The organism is Sphingobium sp., from assembly GCF_035511395.1.
In the GTDB taxonomy this organism is placed as follows: domain Bacteria; phylum Pseudomonadota; class Alphaproteobacteria; order Sphingomonadales; family Sphingomonadaceae; genus Sphingobium.
The window spans coordinates 1-4,784 of the sequence record NZ_DATKFP010000355.1 but is presented as its reverse complement, the minus strand read 5'-3'; the positions used below and the strand labels follow the sequence as shown (position 1 = coordinate 4,784).

Sequence of the window (4,784 nt, the reverse complement as noted above, 5' to 3'; positions counted from 1 at the left end):
GACCGCAACCATCATCAGTAGATTCATGTCGGGGCGAAGTCGCTTGGCTGCGAGCCAAGCCTTGGGCGCGACGTAGCGCGCGGCGCAGAGCACCGCCACTGCATATAGAACCATGCTCGGCACCGGGGTCGAGCCCAAAGCGTGCTCGCCCGCCTCAAAGGCTGCGATGATACCGCCTCCAAGCCAAGCGTGGACCGCAAAGCCGAGCGCCGTGAACACGGCGCTCGCGGTCGTCAGCCACGACTGCACCCGCTTGCGACGCTCCTCGGCCTGCGCGGCCTCGCTAGTGCCACCTTCAGTCCAGGGCTCGGCGCGCAAACCGGCACGAGCCACCGCCTTCTCGATGCGGGCTTCGAGCGCTGCATCCGGCGTCACGTCGATCGACATGCGACCGTTGAGGAGGTCGAAGCCGAGCTTGTCTTCGCCGACTAGCGGACCGACCTCGCGCTTCAACGCCGCAACTTCGTCGGCGCAGTCCATGCCATGGATGCGAAACACGACTTGGCCAGGCGGGATCGGCGGACTGAGCGCCCCCTCCACCTCCGCGGCACAGCCGCATGCCGCATCTTCCAGCACTTCGGTCGCGTCGGGCGAGACGGCGGGCGCTGACCACGGTTCGGCGCGCATGCCCGTTCGAGCCACGGCTTCCTCGATCGCGTCGAGCGCCGCCCGATTCTGTGGTGCCACGGTCATCATGCTTTGCGCGGTGTCGAAGGCGAGCTTCTCCTCACCGACAAGCGGACCCAGTTCCCGCGTAAGGGCCGCCACCTCGTTCCTGCAGTCGAGACCATGCACTCGGAAGAGCAATGCGTCGCCGGTGCCGTCCGTAACAAGTGAAGCACGCATATCGGTCGCGGCGACGCGGCCGATGATATCGTCGACTGTCGCTTGTTGCTGCGGCGCGACCGTCATGAGCCCCTTCGCGGTGTCGAATGCTAGCCAGACCTCTCCACCGACTAATGGGCCGATCTGACGCTTGAGCACCGCCACTTCATTCTTGCAGTCGAGCCCCTCGATCCGGAAAAGCAGCGCTGGCGCTGGCTGCTGCGCCGGATCCCTTAGGAGATGAGCTTGCATGCCGGTCGTCGCGACCGCCTGCTGGACGATGTCCACCGTTGAAACGCCCGCGTCCCGCACTTCCATGACACCAGCTTCGGTATTGAAGGACAATTTGTCATCGCCGCCGACGACCGGCCCCACCGCGGCACGAAGTGCGCGAACCTCATTTTGACAATCTAAGCCGTCGACTTTGAAGCGCAGCGAGCTTGAATGGCTTATCGTCGAGGCGTCAGCAGCCATCATCGTCTCCATACCGGTGTCATTGAGTTCGGCTCGAACCTCCTCACTCGCTCGCTAACCATACATCCTGTAGTCACTACAGAAGCAAGGGGCGAATCTCGTGCTTTGTCACCCGAAATCCGAAGGCCCCCAGGGGGTGCTTCATTCAGCACCGGCGGTCATGAACCTCACCGCCGAGGGAGACTCATGACTGCGCGTCGTCCACGAGCGGAACAACTTCCCGAAACTTGCCGCCCTTCGACTGTTCGGGCGGTTCGCCGCCGCGCTCGACAACGACGTGTCCAAGCCCATGCTCAGCAAGCACCTTCCGCAGACCTGCTTCGGCCTCGCGCCAGACGGCGTCTGCATTCGCCGCCGGCGCGATTTGCAGACGTAATTCAAGTCTTTCCGGCTCGGACTGCGCGAGCTGGAAGAGCGTGACACCGCGGACAGCCTCGATCGGTTGGCTGAGCGCCAGCGGAGGCAGCCTGACATCGCCGCCCGACGTCCGGAACGTGAGAACATCCGCGGAGCGGCCCTGTACGCGGATTGCCGGCATGGGGTTGCCGCAGGGGCACGGGTCCGGCCGCTGCAGTACGCTGTCGCCGAGATCGTAGCGCAGGATCGGCTGCACGCGATTGGCGAGATTGCTGATCAGGATCGTGTACGCCTGCTGGCCGGGAGCGACCGGCCGATAGTCAGCATCGACCGGCTCGAACGCCACCCAGTCGGCGTTGACGTGCAGCCAGCCTTCGCTGCACATGTAGCTGAGGAACATGCATTCCGATGCGGCGTAGCTGTTGCCGACTTTGGCGGCGAACACGCGCGCTATTCGGCCGTACTCCGGTTGTGGCAGCCCCTCGGCCGAAAGGGCCAGCAGTACGAGATCGATATGGAGCCGCCCGGCTTCCTGTTCGTCGGCCAGCATGGCAGCCATGCTAGCATAGGGTGTAAGCAGCGCCGGTTGGAAGCGGTTCAGCCGCTCGACAAGCTCCGCCATCGGCATGTGCGCAGAGAGCACCTCGACGAGTTTTCCGCGCCGCTTCTTCAGGCGTGCTGCGGCAGCCGCCGACGCGAAATGACCGCCCGTCGCCATGACCATCGCCAATCGTCCGCGGCGGGCGATGATCTTGAGTATGTCGCTCGCGCTGAGCCAGTCACCCATCCAGCGGAGCATCATGGCTGTCACGACGGCCATCGTGCGATCGTCGGTCAGGAATATTCCGCGGCGGCCGGTCGTGCCGGAAGTGGTAGCCAGCGTATATTTTCCGAGGAACCGCTCTCCAATCCGACCTGGATCGTCGACAACTGCCTTTGCGGCTTCGAGTGTCACGTCTCGATCGGTGCACCATTCGTCGAAGCGCTCCATGAGCGTCTTCTTGTCGGTAATGGGAAGCTGCTCGGCGCTTTCAACCCGATCCGGCAGATCACGGTACAGCTCACGATAGTACGGCGAGTTGGCCCGGGCGTAGGCGACCATATCAGCGAGACGGGCGCGCTGGCGTTGCGCGATTGCGCCGGCACCGCCCTTTCGAGCGCGCCACGCGTCCCAGATCAGGCCTATGACATGCTCGCTCACAGTCGTTCTCGGGTTCACACGCCTCTAGTCACTTGCTATACGTACATCCTGTAGCCACTACAGAATCAACCCGCAAATGATCACTATCGGAGCCTTGTCCAAACATACGGGCGTCAACATCGAGACGATTCGCTACTACGAGCGGATCAGACTCATACCGCCGCCGCCGCGCACGGACAGTGGAAGACGCCTCTACGGAGCAGAGGACATCCGGCGGCTGACCTTCATCCGCCATGCCAGGGATCTCGGTTTCGACATTGCGGCCATCAAGACGATGCTCGCTCTGCAGGAGGTGCCCGAAGCGTCCTGCGAGCAGGTGAGCCGGATCGCTGCCGATCAGCTCGAAGCCGTAGAGAGTCGTATCCGCCGGCTACTCGGGCTTCGGACCGAACTCACCCGGATGATCAAGGAGTGCGACAACGGGAAAGTCGCGACCTGCCGAATCATCGAAGTTCTCGCTGACCCTCCCGGCCAAGCAACCAGTCGGTGACCGACCAGGCGCTTGCCTCATAACCAGATCGGTCGAAGTCAACGCACCGCCCAATAGATTGAGATCGAGCCGCTGAGCGTGGCGATCACATCCGATTGCTCGACACTTCGAAAGCCGGCTACCGCCATGATGTCCGGCAGCCCGCCACAAGCATTCGGCTCAGTGTTCGTCCGCGCATCGAGATTCTGGATGATGTTTCGAAAGAGCGTGCGCATGAGGCGCATCACTCATGTTATCTGGATGGCGCCATTTGTCAGGATCTTTGCGCTGATCTCCTCGTATTGAGCCAGAAACCCAAGCCTAGCACGGCCAGGGCCGCGAGCTGGGCCAATACGGTTTCCGTTGTCGGGAATAGTCCGAGCATCTGAATACGCGGCACGCCGGACAGCGGGGCCACGCCGAGAATTCCCGCCTCTTGCAGGCCAGCGATGCCTTTTCCAGCCAACACGACCGCTAGGATCGCAATGAGGATCGAGCTCCAAGAGAAAAATTGGGTGATGGGCAGGCGTGTGCTGTAGCGAAGCATGACCCAAGCCAGGATCGCAAGAAGCGTTGCCGCGGCGGCAGCACCGCCCAGCATAGCTAGTCCATTCCCTTGGGCCCAGAGAGCCGCATAGAATAGGATCGTCTCAAACACCTCTCGATAGACGACAACAAAGGCGAGCAGGAAGAGGAACCACCCAGAGCGCTTGGACAGCGCGTTTGTCATCTTCTCTTTTATGTACCGTTGCCAGCTCTCGGCATTGCTTTTCCCGTGCATCCAGATTCCGACCGTGACGAGGATGATCGCGGCGAATAACGAGCCGAAGCCTTCGGTCAGTTCGCGCGAAGCGCCGCTGATACCGATGAAATAGGTGGCAACGAACCAAGTCGCCACACCTGCGGCAAGCGCGGACGCCCATCCACCATGCACGAAGCCGAGCACTTCCGTGCGCTCGGTCTTTCGGAGAAAAGCAATCATCGCGACCACGATCAACAGGGCCTCAAGTCCCTCGCGCAGGAGCACGCCAAACGCGCCTAGAAAGCTCGACACGCTGCTGGCCCTCTCCGGAGCGAGTGCAGCCTCAGCCTCGCTGAAGAGGCCGGCGAGTTGCTGATTTGCGGCTTGGACCTCAGCAAGCGGGCGTGACCTACTGATTGCCGCTCTCAACGCGCCCATGGCCTGTTCAATTTGAGTCATCAGCTCTGGATCGCGAGCAGCCAAGACCGGTTCAACAGGCTCGAAGCCGTCCAAATACGCCGACAACGCAAGATCGGCAGCCGCATTACGATCGCCGGCCGCATATGCCTTGAGGCTCGCATCGAGCCGCTCTCGCGTCAGCCTCAGTGACCCGTCGGGGCGCGAGGCGATCGCATCCGGATGGCGGCGCAGGTAGGCGATTAGAGCGTTTGCCTTTTCGTCACCCATATCGGCCGCTGCGGCTACGGGTGTCGTGC

Annotated in this window: 4 protein-coding genes and 1 pseudogene; 1 reads left to right on the top strand and 4 read right to left on the bottom strand. The window is 62.3% G+C overall.

Annotation, left to right across the window (positions count from 1 at the left end):
• Together VMR39_RS24535 and VMR39_RS24530 are read right to left on the bottom strand one after the other, a co-directional pair.
• A pseudogene (locus tag VMR39_RS24535) lies at positions 1-1,299 on the bottom strand (hypothetical protein); the annotation flags it as partial.
• 184 nt (positions 1,300-1,483) lie between these two features.
• The gene (locus tag VMR39_RS24530) at positions 1,484-2,857 is read right to left on the bottom strand and encodes a hypothetical protein (protein ID WP_325420146.1); all 1,374 of its coding nucleotides are present in this window, start codon (positions 2,855-2,857) and stop codon (positions 1,484-1,486) included.
• Positions 2,858-2,933: 76 nt separating this feature from the next.
• Here VMR39_RS24530 and VMR39_RS24525 point away from each other — a divergent pair, with 76 nt between their 5' ends.
• On the top strand, positions 2,934-3,347 hold the full coding sequence (locus VMR39_RS24525; RefSeq protein WP_325420144.1) for a helix-turn-helix domain-containing protein: 414 nt from the start codon (positions 2,934-2,936) through the stop codon (positions 3,345-3,347).
• Positions 3,348-3,385: 38 nt separating this feature from the next.
• Here VMR39_RS24525 and VMR39_RS24520 read toward each other — a convergent pair whose 3' ends face one another.
• Together VMR39_RS24520 and VMR39_RS24515 are read right to left on the bottom strand one after the other, a co-directional pair.
• Entirely contained in the window at positions 3,386-3,574 is a 189-nt protein-coding gene (locus tag VMR39_RS24520; protein ID WP_325420142.1) for a hypothetical protein, read from the bottom strand.
• 26 nt (positions 3,575-3,600) lie between these two features.
• Positions 3,601-4,784, bottom strand: a 1,184-nt coding sequence (locus tag VMR39_RS24515; RefSeq protein WP_325420140.1) for an FTR1 family protein, incomplete at its 5' end; no start/stop codon positions are given.